Source organism: Pseudomonas sp. PDM24 (assembly GCF_019218905.1).
In the GTDB taxonomy this organism is placed as follows: Bacteria; Pseudomonadota; Gammaproteobacteria; order Pseudomonadales; family Pseudomonadaceae; genus Aquipseudomonas.
On sequence record NZ_JAHUWR010000001.1, the window covers coordinates 781,924 to 798,456 of the forward strand.

The 16,533-nt window shown below is 56.9% G+C and carries 17 protein-coding genes; 9 read left to right on the plus strand and 8 right to left on the minus strand.

Annotated elements, in window-relative coordinates; translation table 11 throughout:
- Positions 1–165 precede the first annotated feature (165 nt).
- Entirely contained in the window at positions 166–1,554 is a 1,389-nt protein-coding gene (locus KW837_RS03655) for an MBL fold metallo-hydrolase RNA specificity domain-containing protein (RefSeq protein WP_218394549.1), read from the plus strand.
- A 136-nt stretch (positions 1,555–1,690) separates the two neighbouring features.
- On the opposite strand, the gene KW837_RS03660 is transcribed toward KW837_RS03655, so the two are convergent.
- Positions 1,691–2,611, minus strand: coding sequence for a universal stress protein (locus KW837_RS03660; RefSeq protein WP_218394550.1), 921 nt, complete (start codon positions 2,609–2,611; stop codon positions 1,691–1,693).
- 441 nt (positions 2,612–3,052) lie between these two features.
- On the opposite strand from KW837_RS03660, the gene KW837_RS03670 reads away from it, so the two are divergent.
- Positions 3,053–3,970 carry a universal stress protein gene (locus KW837_RS03670; protein ID WP_218394551.1) on the plus strand — a complete coding sequence of 306 codons (918 nt, stop codon included), beginning with the start codon at positions 3,053–3,055 and terminating at the stop codon, positions 3,968–3,970.
- A gap of 86 nt (positions 3,971–4,056) precedes the next feature.
- Here the strand turns inward: KW837_RS03670 and KW837_RS03675 are convergent, their stop codons facing one another.
- Both KW837_RS03675 and KW837_RS03680 read right to left on the minus strand, forming a co-directional pair.
- Positions 4,057–4,602 carry an Hsp20/alpha crystallin family protein gene (locus KW837_RS03675; protein ID WP_123494025.1) on the minus strand — a complete coding sequence of 182 codons (546 nt, stop codon included), beginning with the start codon at positions 4,600–4,602 and terminating at the stop codon, positions 4,057–4,059.
- 145 nt (positions 4,603–4,747) lie between these two features.
- Positions 4,748–5,644, minus strand: coding sequence for a DMT family transporter (locus KW837_RS03680; protein ID WP_218394552.1), 897 nt, complete (start codon positions 5,642–5,644; stop codon positions 4,748–4,750).
- 88 nt (positions 5,645–5,732) lie between these two features.
- On the opposite strand from KW837_RS03680, the gene KW837_RS03685 reads away from it, so the two are divergent.
- Positions 5,733–7,064, plus strand: coding sequence for a PLP-dependent aminotransferase family protein (locus KW837_RS03685; RefSeq protein ID WP_218395146.1), 1,332 nt, complete (start codon positions 5,733–5,735; stop codon positions 7,062–7,064).
- Positions 7,065–7,321: 257 nt separating this feature from the next.
- Here KW837_RS03685 and KW837_RS03690 read toward each other — a convergent pair whose 3' ends face one another.
- A complete protein-coding gene (locus tag KW837_RS03690) occupies positions 7,322–8,197 on the minus strand; it encodes a LysR substrate-binding domain-containing protein (protein WP_218394553.1) in 876 nt (291 codons plus the stop codon).
- Positions 8,198–8,317: 120 nt separating this feature from the next.
- Between KW837_RS03690 and KW837_RS03695 the strand changes: the two genes are divergently transcribed.
- The 6 genes from KW837_RS03695 (at position 8,318) to mqo (ending at position 14,151) form a co-directional block, all read left to right on the plus strand.
- Positions 8,318–8,743, plus strand: coding sequence for a VOC family protein (locus tag KW837_RS03695; protein WP_008013629.1), 426 nt, complete (start codon positions 8,318–8,320; stop codon positions 8,741–8,743).
- Between the two features lie 113 nt (positions 8,744–8,856).
- Positions 8,857–10,116 (plus strand): cation:dicarboxylate symporter family transporter, encoded by a 1,260-nt coding sequence (locus KW837_RS03700; RefSeq protein WP_008013631.1) that lies wholly within the window; start codon positions 8,857–8,859, stop codon positions 10,114–10,116.
- A gap of 152 nt (positions 10,117–10,268) precedes the next feature.
- Entirely contained in the window at positions 10,269–10,649 is a 381-nt protein-coding gene (locus tag KW837_RS03705; protein WP_192342708.1) for a nuclear transport factor 2 family protein, read from the plus strand.
- Positions 10,650–10,847: 198 nt separating this feature from the next.
- Positions 10,848–11,417 carry a YceI family protein gene (locus KW837_RS03710; protein WP_123494033.1) on the plus strand — a complete coding sequence of 190 codons (570 nt, stop codon included), beginning with the start codon at positions 10,848–10,850 and terminating at the stop codon, positions 11,415–11,417.
- 59 nt (positions 11,418–11,476) lie between these two features.
- Positions 11,477–12,187, plus strand: a complete 711-nt coding sequence (locus tag KW837_RS03715) for a GNAT family N-acetyltransferase (protein WP_218394554.1) — start codon at positions 11,477–11,479, stop codon at positions 12,185–12,187.
- Positions 12,188–12,504: 317 nt separating this feature from the next.
- Positions 12,505–14,151 carry a malate dehydrogenase (quinone) gene (mqo, locus tag KW837_RS03720; protein WP_218394555.1) on the plus strand — a complete coding sequence of 549 codons (1,647 nt, stop codon included), beginning with the start codon at positions 12,505–12,507 and terminating at the stop codon, positions 14,149–14,151.
- 164 nt (positions 14,152–14,315) lie between these two features.
- Here the strand turns inward: mqo and KW837_RS28675 are convergent, their stop codons facing one another.
- The 4 genes from KW837_RS28675 to KW837_RS03735 form a co-directional block, all read right to left on the minus strand.
- Entirely contained in the window at positions 14,316–14,588 is a 273-nt protein-coding gene (locus KW837_RS28675; RefSeq protein WP_256348520.1) for a hypothetical protein, read from the minus strand.
- Between the two features lie 358 nt (positions 14,589–14,946).
- The gene (locus KW837_RS03730; protein ID WP_256348522.1) at positions 14,947–15,609 is read right to left on the minus strand and encodes a glycine zipper family protein; all 663 of its coding nucleotides are present in this window, start codon (positions 15,607–15,609) and stop codon (positions 14,947–14,949) included.
- Positions 15,596–15,841, minus strand: coding sequence for a hypothetical protein (locus KW837_RS28680; RefSeq protein ID WP_256348523.1), 246 nt, complete (start codon positions 15,839–15,841; stop codon positions 15,596–15,598). Before KW837_RS28680 ends, KW837_RS03730 begins: the two co-directional genes overlap by 14 nt.
- Positions 15,838–16,368, minus strand: a complete 531-nt coding sequence (locus tag KW837_RS03735) for a PAAR domain-containing protein (RefSeq protein WP_218395147.1) — start codon at positions 16,366–16,368, stop codon at positions 15,838–15,840. Before KW837_RS03735 ends, KW837_RS28680 begins: the two co-directional genes overlap by 4 nt.
- Positions 16,369–16,533: the final 165 nt, after the last annotated feature.

Sequence of the window (16,533 nt, forward strand, 5' to 3'; positions counted from 1 at the left end):
CTATCACTCGCCGGCCATTAGTTGACAAAAATCAGAGCCCCGCGGCGATAACGCCAGATACTGTTCATCACAGCCTGACACTTCCCTGCCGCGATGAACCGAGGGGAAACCATGGATAAGCGTTTATCCGTCGGGTAAAGCGTTACCTGGCTTGAGGAAATGACGATGCGAATGACATTTCTCGGTGCGGCGGGCACGGTGACCGGCAGCAAGTACCTGCTGGAACATCACGACCACCATGTGCTGATCGACTGTGGTTTATTCCAAGGCTATAAACAACTGCGTCTGCACAACTGGGACCGTTTCCAGGTACCGGTTCGCGACCTCGACGCCATCGTGCTGACCCATGCCCATCTGGATCACAGTGGCTATTTACCGGTGCTGGTGCGCAACGGTTATCGCGGGCCGGTGTATGCCACCCCCGCGACCTGTGAATTGGTGAAAATCCTGCTGCGTGACAGTGGCCGCTTGCAGGAAGAAGAGGCCGAGTTTGCCAATCGCCATGGCTTCTCCAAACACACTCCGGCGCTGCCGCTTTATACCGAGCAAGACGCCGAACAGGCGCTGAAACTGTTGCATCCGGTGGAGTTGCACCACCGGGTCCAGATTGTTCCGGGCATGAGCATCCTGTTGCGCTGCGCCGGACACATACTGGGCGCCGCCACGGTGGAAGTGGTGGCTGATGGTATGACGCTGGTGTGTTCCGGGGACCTGGGGCGGCCGAACGATCCATTGATGTTCGCCCCGGAAATCATCGAGCAGACCGATTACCTGCTGGTGGAGTCGACTTACGGTGACCGACAGCACCCTGTTGAATCCCCGGAGGAGCAACTGGCGCAGGTCATCACCCGCACCGCTTTGCGCCACGGCATCACGCTGGTGCCATCGTTTGCAGTCGGACGTGCGCAATTGCTGATGTATTACCTGTACAGGCTTGTCCAGAAGCGAGCGATCCCGGACCTGCCGATCTACCTCAACAGCCCCATGGCCACCGACGTCACGCGCCTGTACCAGCGTTTTCGCAGCGAGCACCGGTTGTCACCGCAGGAATGCGAAGGCATGTGCCATGTCGCGCATTTCGTGCGCTCGACCCAAGACTCTATCGAACTGGACCAGCAACGCACCCCGGCGGTGATCATCGCCGCCAGCGGCATGGCCACCGGTGGGCGCGTACTTCATCACCTCAAGGCACTGGCACCCAACCCGTTGAATACGCTGCTGGTGCCGGGCTTCCAGGCGGGCGGTACCCGTGGTGCGCAGATCATCGCCGGTGCTCCATCGGTGCGTATCCATGGCCAAGACGTGCCGATCCGGGCCGAAGTGGTACCGATGCAAACGCTGTCCGCGCATGCCGATGCGGATGAAATCATGCAGTGGTTGCGCGGGTTCAAACGGCCGCCGAAGCACACCTATGTGGTGCACGGGGAACCGAATGCCTCGGATGTACTGCGCCGGCGTATCAGTCTGGAACTGGGCTGGTCGGTTTCGGTGCCGGAGTACCGCGACAGTGTTGAATTAACCCCCCTCGATCAGCCCTCAAGCTCATCACTCTGACAATAAACCCCTTGGCCGGTTTTCCGGCAAAGGGCCGGGGATGAGAGGAGCAAGGACCTGTGCCAAAAATTGTCCTGAGTTTCATGGCGCGGCTCAGCGCCCGACAGTAGTGTCCGAGCGCTGTCGCAGCGTCCCTCTACAGATCTTCAGGTGAAACCACCCATACACTGCACGGCATTTTGTACAGCAGATGCTCCACGGTGCTGCCCACCAATCGACCCATGCCACGATGGCCGACCCGGCCCATGACAATCACATCGACGTTGTACGCATCGGCGTAATGGGTAAGGACCTTGGCCGGGTTGCCCATGATCATGTGCTGTTGCTCCGGCGCAATACCGTTGCGTTCGGCCAATTCGCGGAAGGCATCGCCCTGTGCGTCGAACAGAGTCTTGGCTTTGCCTGAAGAGAAAAACGTCGAGCTGTTGTCGAAATCGAACTCGTCCGCGCTGATCGATGACAGGTCATGGGCATAGATAACATCGAGCTCGGCGTTGCAGGTACTGGCCAGCTTTGACGCCTCGCGCAGAATCCTGTCGTTGAAATCCTTGTACTGAGTATTGCTGTGGAAGGGATCGACCGCGGCGACGATCTTGCGTGGCAACGCGTGCTGCACATGGCTGACAAAATGCAGCGGAACCGGGCATTCGCGCAGCAGATGAATATCCAGGGGCGTGAACATGATCCGTGACAGCAGCGACTCGTACTCCAGAGCCTTGATCAGGACTGCCATCGGCTGTTCTTTGAGGTGAACGAGGATTTCCTGCAACGGTCTTTCTACCCAAACCACCTCAGTGGTGACAGGCACACCGATTTTACGCAAGGGACGGGCCTGTTCTTCGAGCCATTGGCGATGGCGCTCGACATACCCGAGCCGCATCTGCTCCTGCACTTGTTCATTGACCAGGCTGGCCGTTGCCAAACCTTCCAGGTAATCGAAGGCGACGATGTGCAGGGCCGCGCCCGCGGCCTTGGCCAACGCGGCGGCCCGATCGAACGCGGGGCTGTTTTCCATGAGCGGCGAGACGACCAGCATGAAGCGTAATTGCTCAGACATGACAAAGCTCCTGTCAAAAACTGCGGAAACACCTGTGCTCCATGGCACCCATGCGTTTGGGCACCGATGCTCTGTTTTTTATCCTGTCACTGACGGGAGGAACGGGATTGATCTTTATCAATCTGGCGAGTGATGCAGCATGCGCCCCGACGTGTGGTGGGGGGCGTTGTAGAGCCGCTTTCGGGTTTGTTTCCAGCAAACTGACGATTCAGAAGAACGGTCGACCCTATAGCTGACAAAGATCAAATCCCCTGGTTCTGAAGCGCTCACTCTGTGGTTCTACCCACTGCATCGAGATGGCCGTGCGCCGAGGTGCCCTATGTCGCAGACACAGCGTTTACTGCTGATCGCTCCTTTCGGCATGACTCGTACTCCAGCGTTCGACCGGGCCGCCATGTTGGCCCGCGCGATGCAATTGCCGATGTTGCAAGGAGAGTAGAGGTGAAAATTCAACGTCTGCTGTTGATTGCCCCGACCGAAATGGTCCGCACCCCGGCTTTCGATCGGGCGCGAGCCCTGGCCTGTGCAACCGGTGCAATGTTGCACATCGTTGCTTTCGATCATGTCCAGGCACTGGCGGTGGCCGGCCTGTTTGACCACGACGCAATGGCCCAGGCACGGGAAGGTTACTTGCAGGTGCATCGTCACTGGCTGGAACAGCAAGCCCGGTTTCAACGATGCGAAGGGTTGCAGGTGACCACTGAAGTGGTCTGGGCCAGACCGAGCCTGGCGCATCTGCTTGAGTACGTGAATGACTTCCATGCGGACCTGGTGATCAAGGACACACATCGCGTGTCGGCACTCGATCGCGCCTTTCACCGGCCTCTGGACTGGCAGTTGCTGCGCAACTGTCCGGCCCCTTTGCACCTGGTCACCGATGCCGTAAATCCAAACCCGTTGAGCATACTCGCCACCGTCGACCTGTCCCATCTGGAGGCGCTGACCCAAGGGCTTAATGACCGGATTCTCGACCTGGCCTCGACGCTGGCTGAATCCTGCGGCGCCACCTTGCACCTGCTCAACGTCGACGGCTGGTCGGAGTTGGGGGAGTCTGAGGTGAACGTGCCGACAGCGACACTGGATGGCAGTTTGAGAGACGCGGTCATCGATGCTCAGCTGGAGGCCTTTGAGGTGCTTGCCGAGCGCTACGGAATCGAGAAACAACAGCAACATCTACTGCCTGGGATTCCCTCTGAGGTGATCGCACATTTTGTACAACGACATGCCTTCGACATGGTAGTACTGGGGACAACCTACCATCGCGGGATCGATATGTTCATCGGCAGTACGGCCGAAAGTGTGTTGAACCGGTCGCCCTCCAGTCTGACGATCGTCAAGCCATTGCCCCGGGTCGACTGACAGGTTCTGCCTGGCGCCCTCGCGACTACAAAAAAAGCCCCTGACCGGTTTCCCGGCAAGGGGCTTTCTGTCGCGCGAAGGGCGATTCAGCTTGATTTGATTTGCACCTTTTTGTCCGCGTTCATGGCTTCGGGCTTCTTCGGCAGCGAAATGCTCAGCACACCTTTACTGAAGTTCGCTTCGATCTTGTCGGCATCGACGCCTTTGGGCAGGCTGAATGCCCGCTGGAAGGAGCCATAGTGACGCTCTGACAAGTGATAGCCCTTTCTTTTTTCTTCCTTGTCCTCTTTCTTTTCACCCTTGATGATCAGGTTGCCATTGGACAATTTGATGTCGATATTTTCCTGATCCATGCCCGGCAGTTCGGCGGTGATTTCGAAGCTTTCATCCTTCTCGGTAATGTCCACCGCAGGCAGGCTGCGGCCGATAAATTCCCGACTCCAGAACGGTTCGACATCGAACAGCCCACGCCGGAAAGGGGTCAACCCCGAGCCACGATTGAAGTCTTCGAACAGGTGATCGACCTGCTGGCGCAGTTTTTCCAGGGGCCGCCAAGGGTCTGCCACCGTCGGTTGCTGATCGGTTTTTTCGTCGTCGGTCTGCACCGGCATTTTCTTCTCGAAATTGGCCATTTTTTATTCCTCCTATCGAGCACTGCGGTGGGCCGGGAACGTCTCGGAGGCCGGTCCACCACGACAGATTCAGGCCTTACCTTAAAAGGTTAGTATTCCTGCGGCCGCCAGACCGACCAACAGTCGGTTTCTGACGGCGAGCCGTCTATTTCGAGAACTTGCGCGCACCGACCACGCAAAGGATCACCGCAACGGTCACACCCAACATGCCAAGGCTGACCTGCTCATGCAGCAGCGTGGCCGCCAGCGCCAGGCCAAAAAACGGCTGTAATAGCTGAAGCTGACCGACGGCGGCAATCCCTCCCTGGGCCAGCCCGCGATACCAGAACACGAAGCCGAGAAACATGCTGAACAGCGAGACATAAGCCAGGCTGATCCATGCGGTCGGGGTGATTCCCGAGAGCGAAGGCGGGGCCAGGAACCAGGTCAGCGGGACCATGACGGGAAGCGACAGCACCAGGGCCCAGGAAATCACCTGCCAGCCGCCCAGTGTTCTTGAAAGCTTCGCGCCTTCTGCATAGCCCAATCCGCAGGCGAGGATGGCCAGCAACATCAGAATGTCCCCCGCAGGAGAGGCGGTCAGGCCTTGGGACACGGCAAAACCTACCACCAGCAGGCTTCCCAGCACTGAGAAGAACCAGAAGACCGGCCGGGGACGCTCGCCACCGCGCCAGACGCCGAAGGCTGCCGTGGCCAGTGGCAACAGGCCAACGAAGACGATGGAATGCGCAGACGTCACATATTGCAGTGCCAGCGCCGTCAGCAGCGGAAACCCGAATACAACGCCCAGAGCCACGATTGCCAGGGAGAGAAGCTGACTCTTGGCCGGCCGTTTCTCGTTGAAAAGCAGCAGCATGCACAACGCCAGAAGGGCAGCGATGCTGGCCCGCGCAACCGTCAAAAAGACCGGGTCAAACTCCAGAACGGCCACCCGCGTCGCCGGCAGCGAGCCGCTGAAAATGAGCACGCCGATGAACCCGTTGAGCCAGCCGCTCGCGGTCTTTTCCGTGGTGTGGGTTTGCAGATTCGATGTGCGTTCCATTGAGGACTCCCTTTATGCCGGTTGCATGGGAGGCATCCTATGGACGAAACTCAATACAATCAAAATATTGTCATGGATACACTTGCGCATGCCTCGTTCCCGCTACAAATCACTGGTGGATGAATTTGCCGCGGACATCCGCTCAGGACGACTGTTGCCGGGCACGCGCTTGCCGACCCACCGTCAGTTGGCGGCAACGGAAGGCCTGGCGCTGGTGACGGCTAGCCGCGTTTACGCGGAGCTGGAAGCCATGGGCCTGGTCAGCGGAGAGATGGGGCGGGGGACTTTCGTCAGGGAAACGTCATGGTCGCCGGGCCAGAGTATTGACCAGCATAGCGTTGCCGCTGGCATGACGGACCTGAACTTCAACTATCCGGCGCTTCCCGGGCAGGCAGAACTGCTACGAAATGCCCTGCGCCAGCTCGCATCGGCCGGCGATCTGGAATCGCTGCTGCGCTATCAGCCACACGCGGGGCGCCTGCATGAACGCGCCTCGGTGGCGCGCCATCTGCGCGTCCGAGGCCTGGCGGTTGAGGCAGAGCAGGTGCTGATCGTCACCGGTGCCCAGCAGGGGCTGGCCGTGACCATGATGGCGCTATTGCAACCCGGTGACGTGATTGCGGCGGATGCCTTGACCTATTCAGGGTTCAAGGCTCTGGCCGACTCACTGCACCTTGAAATCGTGCCCATTCCCGTGCTCGATCACGGCCCGGATCTGGAGGCGCTGGAAAGCCTGTGCCGGCACAGGCGCGTGCGGGCCGTGTACACGATGCCGACCCTGCACAATCCGCTGGGATGGGTGATGAGTGCCGATCAACGGGAATACCTGGTGACGATTGCCCGTCGGCATGGGCTGCTGATCATTGAGGACGCCGCTTACGCCTTCCTCGCGGAAAATCCTCCCGCACCACTGGCGGACCTCGCCCCTGAGAGAACGGTGTACGTATCAGGCCTCTCCAAGAGCGTGGCCACCGGACTGCGCGTCGGCTTCGTCGTCGCCCCCCTTCAACACGTGCCCGCGCTGGAACGCACGATCAAAGCGACCACCTGGAATACCCCGGGCGTGATGACGGCAATCGCCACTGCCTGGCTCGACGATGGCACCGTCATGCAACTGGAAGCCGAAAAGCGTCGCGACGCGCAAGCAAGGCAAGTCGTGGCCGGCGAGGTACTGGCGGGGCTGCGCTGCATTCGCCATCCCTCGTCGTATTTTCTTTGGCTGCCATTGTCGGAAGACGCAAGGGCGGACCAGATCGCCATGGCGTTGATGCGCGAAAACGTCTCGGTTTCCACCGCCGAACCGTTCGCCACTTCGGTCAACGTCCCGCATGCGTTTCGTCTGGCGCTGGGCTCTGTGGAGATGGGTGCATTGAGGGAGGCGCTGGAAAAAGTGAAGTGGATGATTGGGGCTTATTCGTAATAAGCCGCTACGCAATCCTTGTAGCAGCTGGCGAAGCCTGCGTTCGCCCGTAGCAGCTGTCGAGCCCCGGCGAGGCTGCGTTCGGCTGCGAAGCAGTCGTGAATCCGGCTAACGCGGTCTGCCTGGCATACCGCAATCTCTGATTTTACGACTGCTTCGCAGCCGAACGCAGCCTCGCGGGCTCGACAGCTGCTACAAGCCGAACGCAGCCTTCGACAGCTGCTACAGAGTGTGTGTCGTGGCTGTGCAGGTTTGATTCAAGAACCGCTCTGAACCTGCTCAACGATCAGTTGGGCCAATACCCGTACCGGTTCGGTAAAACTTTGCCGAGCCCGATGGACGAGGCCGATATCACGATGAAAGGTGTGTTGCCCCAAGTCCAGCACACGCACCCCGGCCGGCCAGTCCTGATGCGTCGCCGTCTGCGGCACCAGCGCTACACCGACGCCATTTTCGACCAGCTTGATAATCGCCTCCAGTTCATCCAGCTCGCACACTTCACGCAAGGTGAAATGCATCTGCCGCAAGAAACGATCGACCTGCCTGCCGCCGAACGATGACCGGTCATAGCGAATGAAGGGTTGGCTGGAAAGCAGTGCCGACCAGTCTTCTCCGGGCACATCGCGCGGAACGATCAGCCGATAGGGCTCAAGTGCCAGAGTCGTCCAGCGCAGATCGCTTTGCAGCGAGAAGGGCGGGCGAATGATCACCGCCATGTCGATCTCGCCGGCATCCACCAGGTTGACCAACTCCATCGACAGACCCGGGATCACACGGGTTCGGCATTGCGGACATTGTTGGTGAAATCTGGCGAGCGCATCCGGCAAGAACGAACGCTGCACGGAAGCGATGGCGCCAATGTTCACCAGCACGCTGGCCGGCAGCCCAACCGTGGTGGAGCCCAGATTGTCATAAAGGCGAAGCAGCTCCTGCGCCTGCAGAAGTATCTGATGCCCCATTCTGTTCAGGTGAGCCGAGCGACCCTTGCGGTCGAAAATCTGGAAACCCAGCTCGGCCTCCAGACGTTGCATCTGGGCGCTCACGGCGGCCTGCGTCAGCCCGATCCTGTTGCCGGCAGCGGCAAATGTGCCTTCCCGTGCGACGGCGATAAGTGTTTTCAGTTCTTTGATCATTCACAAATATTAATTGTGTTTCTAAGAAATATATATTGATTTTTTTGTTTGGTCTGCGGCTCTACGATTGGCTCCGTTCTCAAAAACAAAACCGATAAAAACACCTTGATTGGAGTTCCGATGAGCCTTTCTCCTTTTCACCTGGCGATCCCTGTTTATGACCTCGCGGCGGCACGCACCTTTTACGGTGAAGTGTTCGGGCTGCAAGAGGGTCGCTCCAGCACGCAGTGGGTCGACTTTGATTTCTACGGTCACCAACTGGTTATTCATGAGCACCCAAAGACTGCTTCTCAGGAGAGCGTGCATAGCAATCCGGTAGACGGGCACGACGTCCCCGTTCCGCACTTCGGCATCATCCTGGAGTGGCAGCAGTGGGAAGCCCTGGCCGAGCGCCTGAAGTCCTTTGGTACCGAGTTTGTGATTGAACCCTACATTCGATTCAAGGGGCAGGTCGGCGAACAAGCCACCATGTTCCTGTTCGATCCGTGTGGCAACGCACTTGAGTTCAAGGCGTTCAAGGATATGAGCCAGCTCTTCGCCAAGTAATAGAAGTAATGGCACAACCTTGTTGTGCCATTCGATTTCAAATGAGCTGGAAGCTCATGACTCTAGCAACTGCTACGTAACGCAGTCCTTTCATTCCAACAAGAAGGCTAGACATGAAACGTATCCCTTTGGTTTGGCAAATAGTTGCCGGGCTGTTGCTTGGCGTGCTCGTCGGTTGGTACTTCAATACACACCCGCAGTATCAAGGGTGGATCAGTTCTGAAATCCTCAAACCCCTTGGCGATATCTTCATCAAGATGATGAAGATGGTCGTTGTTCCCATTGTGTTCTGTTGCATGATCCTGGGGATTGCCGGCGGCGGTGATAACAAGTCTTTTGGGCGCATGGGCGTCAAGTCGCTGGGGTATTTCTTCGCGATTACCGGCCTGGCCATTGTGATGGGGTTGTGTTTCGCCAATATCTTCGAGCCCGGCACGGGCACTGATATTTCGGGCATTTCCCACAGCACCGCTTCGGTCAATATGGAGCCTTCGAAGGGCGCTCTCGTCATCCTGCAGAACATCGTTCCCGATAACGTTTTTGTCGCGATGTCGGAAGCGAAGTTGCTCTCGGTACTGTTCTTCGCCGTGTTGTTTGGCCTGGCATTGAACTCGCTCCCCAGAGAAAAAAGCGCACCGGTAGTGGCGGTGGTTCAAGGCATCTCTGATGCCATGTTCAAGGTCGTCAGTATTGTCATGGCTTATGCACCGATCGGGGTGTTCGGCATGATCGGCGCTACTGTGGCGACCTTCGGTTTTGCCTCTCTGTTGCCTTTGCTCAAGTTGATCGGCGTGGTTTACCTGGCACTGATTGTCTTTGCGCTGGTGGTGCTGGGCGGCATTTGCTACCTGATTGGCGAGAATATTTTCAAACTCATCAAGTACTTCCGTAATGAGCTGATTCTGGCGTTCTCCAGCGCCGCCTCGGCGTCGGTCATGCCGCAGCTGATGAGCAAGCTGGAACACTATGGCGTGCCGCGCCGTATCGTCAGTTTCGTGGTGCCGGTGGGGTATGCATTCAACCTGGATGGCGCGTCGATCTTCCTCGGCGTGGCGACGATTTTTGTCGCGCAACTCTATGGGATCGACCTGTCGCTGTCCCAGCAGATACTGCTGGTGGTGACGATGGTGCTGACCTCCAAAGGGGCTGCCGGGGTGCCCGGTTTCGCCATCATCATCCTGTCCGCCACCTTGGCATCGGCCGGTCTTCCATTGGAAGGGGTCGCACTGATTGCCGGCATCTTCCGGATTATCGACAGCGGTACCACCACCCTGAACGTGCTGGGCAATGCGATTGCACCCTTGGTCATCGCCAAGTGGGAAAAGGTCAGCATTGAGCCTTCAGGTGTAGCCCGGGTGGTGCAGAAAACCTAGCAATGCCAGTCAGTTAAACGCAATCCATGTGGGAGCGGGCTTACATCGCGAAGGCGTCATAACATTCAACATCCATGTCGACTGTCAGTCCGCTTTCGCGAGCAAGCCCGTTCCCACAGGTTCCACACCCGTTACTTATCAGGAGTCATGCAATGAGCAATCTTACTTACGTTCAGGAATACAACGCGATTGTCGATGTGCTTAACCAGTACAACGAAGGTGGCGCCAAGGCCGACAGCGCACTGATGAAGCCCGCCTTCAACGAGCAGGCCACGATGTTCGGCGTCGATGGCGACAAGCTCGTCGGCGGCGCGATCCAGAATCTCTACGACGTCATCGACACAGCGTTCCGTCCATCCCCGGAAGCCAAAGCCGCCATCGTGCGCATCGACATCGTCGGCACGGCGGCCAGTGCGCGGGTCGATACTGACAACGTTTCCGGGTTCCGCTTCACCGACTTCTTCAACCTGCTGAAGGTAGAAGGCAAGTGGACCATCGTCAGCAAGATCTACCATACCCATCCGGGTGCCTGATCCTTCGGGTTGGTGGCGTTATCATCTAAAGAAATCAGGGAAGTCCTCTACACCGAGGACTTCCAATCGACAGCTGCTACACATCGCATTTATCCCCGGACCTAGCGTAACCAACGATTATTTGCTTAAGTCCAGCTATCGCAGCCACGTCGGTGCGGTACTTCAAATCCCTGAAGGGCGCTTCAACCGGAGAATCCCATGCCCCCTCGATTCCCGCGTTTCGCCGCATTGCTCGCCATTCTCCTGGTCGGCACCTTGCCCTGCGCCCACGCCGTCGAATACACCCAGGTGAACACCACCGCCAGCAAGATCTCTTTCACCTATAACCAGTTCGGCTCCAGGGCGTATGGCACCTTCGGCAAATTCGACGCCACAATCGATTTCGACACGGCGAACCCCACCGCGGCCCACGCCAAGATGACCATCGACCTTGCCAGCATCGACGCCGGGGGCAGCGACGCCAACAGCGAGCTGCAAAAGCCTGCCTGGTTCAACACGGCGGAGTATCCGGTGGCGACCTTTGAATCAACCGGGGTAAAAGCGCTGGGCGACCATCGCTACCTGATCACCGGCAACCTCACGCTCAGGGGCATGACGCGTGAGTTGCAGGTCAAGGTATTGCTGAAGCCGGAGAAGGCCATCGGCATCTTCGATGGCGACATCATCGTGAAACGCAGGGACTTCAAGATCGGGGAAGGGGAGTGGGCGGACAATGTTGTCTCCAACGACATCAACATCCGCTTCCGCATCGTCGCGCCCGAGCGTTGATTTTCCTGCGAGGGCTCGATCTGTGACAATAGCGGGCTTAACCCGGAGTCTAAAACGCAATGCCCCAGCTCACCCACTTCGCCACCCCGTGCCCGGAGCCCATCAACAGCCAGATTCTGCAGATGGTCGTCGACAATTTAACCGACATCAGCATGGTGGGCATCGCGCCGAGCAACCCGTTGTACAACGTCTATCAATACGCGGTGGGCTATGAGGTTCATCTCTACCTCGAAGCGCTCAGTGGCACCAAAGGCATTGCGGTCGAACTGATCGTCGCCACGGATGACGAAGACCCTGAGCAGGTCATCGGCTTTCTGCTGTACCTGCCGGTCAAAGACGACCCCGAGGCGTGCGGCGTGGCGTACATGGCGGTGCAGGCCAGCCACCGGCGGCGGGGCGTCGCCCGGGCGATGCTGCAAAACATGCTCGATCGCTACCCGCATGCCGAACTGACCTGCACCGTCGCCAAGGTGCCCTGGTTCGAGTCGATGGGCTTCCAGGTGCTGGGCGTGCGCGGCACTCAGGTGCTGATGAACACCCGTGATCACGGCACCGAAGGCTTGATGGGCTTACTGGATGTCACATCAATCTACAGTTCTCTGGAGGTGCGGCAGATACATACGTACCTGCTGCAGAAACACGGCAAGCGGGCGATGATCGATGCGGAGAAGCAGCGCGACCGGCATCTCGACCAGATGACGCGCAATGCCAAGGCGTTTGTGCTGGATCGTTTGAGCAAAGACGCCGTGAGCGGACCTCGTCCCGACTAGACTGTTGAGTCCTTTCGGGCGCGCAGGCTGGCCGAGGCGTGATATTCTGTCGCATTAACTTGGTTTGACTTATTCGGTTCGTACGTCCACAGACGTCCGACAGAATCAATGTCGCTCAAGTAACTGAGCCAATAATGATAAAAAGTCAGTGCACGAGGGACATATAACTGAGGTCGATGGAGACACGTCGGCCTTGTGTGCCCACCTTCAAATCCTTGTAAGTGCAGGAACCCACGGCACGCTGCCTGCGTACCCGTACTCTTGGGTTGCTCATGTTGAGGATTGGAGGCGGATGGCGTTTATCATAGGTGCTACAGATGTTTAAGAAACTGAACACGGCCCTGCTGGGGCTGGCTTTGTCGATGGGGATCACGTCCGCCTACGCGGAAGAGGCAAAGAAAGTCGATGTGCTGCTCATTGGCGGCGGCATCATGAGTGCAACACTGGGTGTCTGGCTTAATGAGCTGGAACCCGACTTGTCGATGGAAATGGTCGAGCGCCTCGACGGCGTCGCCCAGGAAAGCTCCAACGGCTGGAACAACGCCGGTACCGGTCACTCCGCCCTGGCCGAGTTGAACTACACCCCGGAAGACGACAAGGGCAACGTTCAGATCGCGAAAGCCGTTGAAATCAACGAAGCCTTCCAGATCTCCCGTCAGTTCTGGGCCTGGCAAGTTCAGCAAGGTGTGCTGAAGAACCCGCGTTCGTTCATCAACTCCACTCCGCACATGAGCTTTGTGTGGGGCGATGACAACATCAAGTTCCTGAAGAAACGCTACGAAGCCCTGCAAGCGAGCCCGCTGTTCGCCGGCATGCAGTACTCCGAAGACCCGGCTGTCATCAAGAAGTGGGTTCCGCTGATGATGGAAGGGCGTGACCCGAACCAGAAAGTCGCGGCCACCTGGAGCCCGATCGGTACCGACATGAACTTTGGCGAGATCACCCGCCAGTTCGTCGCGCACCTGCAAACCACGCCGAAGTTCGACTTGAAACTGTCTAGCGAAGTGCAAGACATCACCAAGAACGCAGACGGCAGCTGGCGCGTCAGCTACAAAAACCTGAAAGACGGCACCAAAACCGAAACCGACGCCAAGTTCGTCTTCATCGGCGCGGGCGGCGGTGCACTGCACCTGCTGCAGAAGTCCGGCATTCCTGAAGCCCAGGAATACGCAGGCTTCCCGGTTGGCGGCTCGTTCCTCGTGACTGAAAACCCGACCATTGCCGAGCAACACCTGGCCAAGGCCTACGGCAAAGCCTCCGTTGGCGCACCGCCCATGTCGGTTCCGCACCTGGACACCCGTGTCCTGGACGGCAAGCGCGTCATCCTGTTTGGCCCATTCGCGACCTTCAGCACCAAGTTCCTCAAAGAAGGCTCGTACCTGGACCTGCTGACCACCACGACCACACACAACGTGTGGCCAATGACCAAGGTCGGCATCAAGGAATACCCGCTGGTCGAGTACCTTGCAGGCCAGCTGATGCTGTCTGACGAAGACCGCCTCAACGCCCTGAAAGAATACTTCCCGAACGCCAAAGCCGAAGACTGGCGCCTGTGGCAAGCCGGCCAACGCGTGCAAATCATCAAGCGTGATGAAGCCGCTGGTGGCGTGCTGAAGTTGGGCACCGAAATCGTTGCTTCCGCAGACGGCACCATCGCCGGTCTGCTGGGCGCATCGCCAGGTGCTTCGACTGCCGCACCGATCATGCTGACCGTGCTGCAGAAAGTGTTCAAGGACAAGGTTGCCTCGCCAGCCTGGCAGGAAAAGCTGCACCAGATCGTGCCTAGCTATGGCACTCAGCTGAACAGCAGCCCTGAGAAAGTGGCTCAAGAGTGGGCTTACACCTCCAAGGTGCTGGAGCTGACTCCGCCGCCGGCGATTGGTCAGGTGGCGGCTCCGGCTGCTGCTCCGGCTGCTCCTGCCAAGGCGCCGAAGGCTAATGCTGCGACGGATATGGCTTTGTAAGTAGAAGCGTAGTCGCAAAGCCCACTGGATCGGTGACGGTCAGTGGGCTTTTTTGTGTCCGGGATTCGATATTGAAGATTACGAAATGCTAAGGATGACGAGTTTTTTGTGGCGAGGGGGCTTGTCCCCGTTGGGCTGCGAAGAAGCCCCAGAATGGTGAACGATCATTCAACGTCGTACATCAATTCCACGCTTTTTATCCATTCATTCGTCGCGTTGAATTTTGCGTAATAAATTTCCCTTTCTGCTGCGCTTAAATTAGTAAAAAACGGGGCAAGGTAATTATCGTTGTAATAGCCCTGAACACCTTGCATATTTCCTCCCCACCACGAAGGGTTGTATCCCTCGAAAACAATCCATGGAGGGGGCACGGAGAATTTCTCGCGAGCAATAATGGCCAAGAAATCAACGCTATTGGTGACCAGTCGTACAGTCACAGAATTGAATTCTCTGGTAGATATGAAAAATACCAAGTGCTCATTTTTCTGGGTGTTTACATACTGCTTTACGGGTAGTTCATTGAAAGATTTTTCAGTCGCATACGTGAAGTTGTCTTCGATCAGTGTCAAAAATTTACGAGTATCTTCGTGGCCGATTAAAAATGGAGAGTAGTAGGCTGGAATGCCTATGTCCTCCAACGACGTGTTTTGCGGATAGGCGGGCAGGGGGGGGCAATGCTTAATAAAGACTTAGTAAAGATCGACTTCAGTTCTGGTATGGAATATCCGACGATTTGTTCTTTCGGTTCCTGCTTTATAAAGGCTTTGATACGACTAAAGATGCTCATGATCTGTCTCAGTCCTGTAGGTATTCGGTGAGCCAACTAGCCCCCAAATAACCTGCGGTGCCGAAGATAATCCCTCCGATAGCTCCACTAACGATTGCTCCGGGACCCGTTTCAATGCCAACCGCAGCACCCGCGACGACACCTATCCTTGCTCCAGCAATAGCAGCGCCCCAACCACCAGCCTGCTTGACCACCTCAATAGAAATAGGTTTGATGCTCTTTTGCTTGATTGACTCGTCTGCAGCCAATTTTAAATCATATGCGGTGAAGCCAATGGCAAATACTCTGACCACTCTCGCACCTTTGATGAGTACGTTTGTGGCTTTGTACGAGCCAGGTGTAAAAATTGCTTTAGGAGGTATTTTGTCAGCTTGAACTAATACCTCTTTATCGATGTTTTTTACCCATTCCGCAATTTGATCGATCTTGGTCGCGTTTTTAGGCGCGACTTTTTTATATTCTTCCAAGGACTTTAATATTACTTCGGTGCTAACCAGTTTTGCCCCTGCAGCCTTGGCTTTCGCAACATCGATGTAAACGGCCTTTCCTTCAAAACGTGGCGAGCCATCAGGGAAGATAGAACTGGTTGAAACGTAGCTGGATGGATATTTCCTGCTGCTAAAAACATGTTCGGCTACGGTGGCGTGTGATTTCGGGTTAACAGGGATCATGCCAGAATTTTTCTGGCCAGATTTCATGTTTGATTTGAAAATCTGGGAGACTCTTTGCAATCAGGTGAGGGTTGTCCGGAGATGCATAAATCTTTCTTACCAGAAAACCATCTTTACCAATTTCCTCGACCACAACAAACATATGGATGTTGGCAGGCATTGGATAGCCAGACACATTGCTTACCGAGCCGGCTTGCTGATTCGTCGGAACCTTACAAGAGAACTCGGTCATGCCTCACTCCATTTTTCAAGTGCCACAACGCCTGTTGTGATTTCCAGTGTTTCCTGTTTTTTGGTAGTGATTCGTAGCGTATGTCCTGACTCGTCAGAAAAACCGGTGTAAACCTGACCGGTTTCATCTTTGATGTGATAGGGAACATGGGCGAGTGGTTGGCCGTCGCTTCCGAGAATACGGAACTGCTCATTGAATGGCTGCAGCCATAGAGGCATCGGTGAAGGCGGAGTGAATTCTGCGGGGGTGTGGGTGTTGCCGATGATCACCGTACCGGAGCCACTCACCACGTTATTGCCATGGGCTCCGATGCTGCCCACCGTTGCGGCAGGTTTGCCGTTGATAAGAACGGTAGAGGCGACCTCTCCGACAATGGGACTGCCACACGCACTTTTGTCGTCTTGGCGAGCAGCAGCCAAGCCGTCGAAGAAAACATCGGGGGAGCCAGCGGCGATGGGGTTAACCCCGTGGCCGGGAAGCGGACAGCTAGTTGGGTCCGTGAAACGGGCAGCAGGTTTGCCAGCCATTTTGAACATCCTTGTAAAACGAATAGCCGACGATTGTTGCACAAAGAATCTGCCGACAGCCATGGCGAATAACCGCTCTTGCTCTAGAACCCAGTGCACTAGGCGGTAAGCGCGTCATCCTGTTTGGCCCATTCGCGAACCCCTCCGCGTTGCAACGATCAAAGC

Bases quoted from the DNA above. Each gene is read 5' to 3' on its own strand.
- KW837_RS03700 (WP_008013631.1), top strand. From the start codon at position 8,857: ATGAAACGTATCCCTTTGGTTTGGCAAATAGTTGCCGGGCTGTTGCTT.
- KW837_RS03660 (WP_218394550.1), bottom strand. From the start codon at position 2,611: ATGTCTGAGCAATTACGCTTCATGCTGGTCGTCTCGCCGCTCATGGAA.
- KW837_RS03730 (WP_256348522.1), bottom strand. From the start codon at position 15,609: ATGATCCCTGTTAACCCGAAATCACACGCCACCGTAGCCGAACATGTT.
- KW837_RS03655 (WP_218394549.1), top strand. From the start codon at position 166: ATGCGAATGACATTTCTCGGTGCGGCGGGCACGGTGACCGGCAGCAAG.
- KW837_RS03675 (WP_123494025.1), bottom strand. From the start codon at position 4,602: ATGGCCAATTTCGAGAAGAAAATGCCGGTGCAGACCGACGACGAAAAA.
- KW837_RS03715 (WP_218394554.1), top strand. From the start codon at position 11,477: ATGCCCCAGCTCACCCACTTCGCCACCCCGTGCCCGGAGCCCATCAAC.
- KW837_RS03695 (WP_008013629.1), top strand. From the start codon at position 8,318: ATGAGCCTTTCTCCTTTTCACCTGGCGATCCCTGTTTATGACCTCGCG.
- KW837_RS03685 (WP_218395146.1), top strand. From the start codon at position 5,733: ATGCCTCGTTCCCGCTACAAATCACTGGTGGATGAATTTGCCGCGGAC.
- KW837_RS03690 (WP_218394553.1), bottom strand. From the start codon at position 8,197: ATGATCAAAGAACTGAAAACACTTATCGCCGTCGCACGGGAAGGCACA.
- KW837_RS03735 (WP_218395147.1), bottom strand. From the start codon at position 16,368: ATGGCTGGCAAACCTGCTGCCCGTTTCACGGACCCAACTAGCTGTCCG.
- mqo (WP_218394555.1), top strand. From the start codon at position 12,505: ATGTTTAAGAAACTGAACACGGCCCTGCTGGGGCTGGCTTTGTCGATG.
- KW837_RS03705 (WP_192342708.1), top strand. From the start codon at position 10,269: ATGAGCAATCTTACTTACGTTCAGGAATACAACGCGATTGTCGATGTG.
- KW837_RS28680 (WP_256348523.1), bottom strand. From the start codon at position 15,841: ATGACCGAGTTCTCTTGTAAGGTTCCGACGAATCAGCAAGCCGGCTCG.
- KW837_RS03710 (WP_123494033.1), top strand. From the start codon at position 10,848: ATGCCCCCTCGATTCCCGCGTTTCGCCGCATTGCTCGCCATTCTCCTG.
- KW837_RS03680 (WP_218394552.1), bottom strand. From the start codon at position 5,644: ATGGAACGCACATCGAATCTGCAAACCCACACCACGGAAAAGACCGCG.